This is a genomic window from Acidiferrimicrobium sp. IK, assembly GCF_025499425.1.
Classification (GTDB): domain Bacteria; phylum Actinomycetota; class Acidimicrobiia; order Acidimicrobiales; family Palsa-688; genus Acidiferrimicrobium.
Map to the genome: position 1 here is coordinate 1 of NZ_JAIMCB010000037.1, position 1,608 is coordinate 1,608.

Annotated in this window: 1 protein-coding gene; it reads left to right on the forward strand. The window is 69.3% G+C overall.

The window, feature by feature from the left end; genetic code table 11:
• Positions 1-128: 128 nt before the first annotated feature.
• Positions 129-1,490, forward strand: a complete 1,362-nt coding sequence (gene tnpC / locus K6U06_RS24445; protein WP_262324607.1) for an IS66 family transposase — start codon at positions 129-131, stop codon at positions 1,488-1,490.
• The last annotated feature ends 118 nt before the right edge of the window (positions 1,491-1,608 follow it).

Here is a 1,608-nt window from a genome sequence, read left to right on the forward strand (position 1 = left end):
GTAACTGGATAGCGGGGTCCACCACCTGCGGGGTTCGGGTGAGGTAGTCATGTGGCGGGCGGAGCCGAGAGATCGGTTCTTGGTCGATGGCGCCTACAGACAACAGCGTGCTGGCGAGGTTGGCGGCGATGGAGTCGCGGATCGCGTTGTTGGAGGCCGAGGTCGCCCGCAAGGACGGGTTCATCGTCTACCAGCAGGAGCGGATCGACAAGCTCGAGGCGGCGTTGGAAGAGTCGAGGCGCCGCTCGAAGCGTCAGGCGGCCCCGTTCTCCAAGGGAGATCCGTCTCCGGAGCCGAAGACGCCGGGGCGTAAGCCCGGTGACCGTCATGGCCGGCACGGTCACCGTCGGGTGCCGAGCGCGCCCCCGGACCGGGAGCTTCACGCCCCGCTGCCGGATTGGTGCCCGGACTGCGGCGGAGAGATCATCCATGACCGTGACGCCGAGCAGTGGCAGACCGACGTGCCCGAGGTCCGCCCCACCGTCACCCGGATCACCGTCGGGATCGGCCGCTGCAAAAACTGCAAGCGCCGTGTGCAGGGACATCATCGCGAGCAGACCTCCGACGCCCTCGGCGCGGCGGCCAGCCAGGTCGGCCCGCACCTCAAGGCGTGGGCCATGTGGCTGCACTACGGGATGGGCCTCAGCTTCGCCCGGAGCGCCAAGGTGCTGTCGTATCTCGGCGTGACCGTGACTGCCGGGGCGATCTGTCGGTCCTCCGCGCATGCCGCTGCCGCCGAGCTGGTCCCCGTGCACCAAGACCTTGTCCGGGCCGCGAACCGCTCGGCCACGATCACCATGGACGAAAGCGGGTGGCGGGTCGGGGGCGCCGGGCGGTGGCTGTGGGTGGCGGCCAACAACGACGTCACGCTGTGTTGGATCGCCCCCGGACGCAGCTTTGCCGACGCCACGTCGGTGATCGCCGCCGACTACGACGGCGTGTTGGTCCGCGACGGCTGGGTCGTCTACGACCGCTACAGCCAAGCGACACATCAAAGTTGCACTGCTCACATTCTCCGCCGGACATCGGAGATGGAAGCCGACCTGACCGGCGCGGACCGAAAGATCCCTACCGCCGCCAAGGCCATCATCAAAGACGCCCTGGCCGCCCGGGACCTGCCGTCCCCAGCCGAGCGGGCCGCCGCGGCGGCCGAGTGCACTGCCCGGCTCGCCAAGCTGTGCGCCCGGCCGACCGGCAACGACGCCAACCGTCGCCTCCTCAAGCACCTCGCCCATCAAGGCCCGCACCTGTTCACCTTCCTCACCGTCGAGGGAGTCGAGGCCACCAACTGGCACGGCGAGCAAGCCGTCCGACCCTGCGTCGTCAACCGCAAGACCTTCGGCGGGAACCGCACCGACACCGGCGCCCGGACCCAAGGGATCGTGACCAGCGTCATCGCCACGGCCGCCAAACACGGCCACGACGTCATCGGCTACCTCGCCAGCCGAGCCCGAGCTCCCGACCCCGGACTCGCCATCCTCCTCGGCTGACGCCCGGCAGTCACGACCACGGGCACCCCATCCGACCCGCCCCATGCGACAACCCCGCAACACCGTCGCATCCGCACTCCTCTTCAACGCGCCCCGAAACCCGCTATCCAGTTACGAC

Bases quoted from the DNA above. Each gene is read 5' to 3' on its own strand.
- tnpC (WP_262324607.1), top strand. From the start codon at position 129: ATGGAGTCGCGGATCGCGTTGTTGGAGGCCGAGGTCGCCCGCAAGGAC.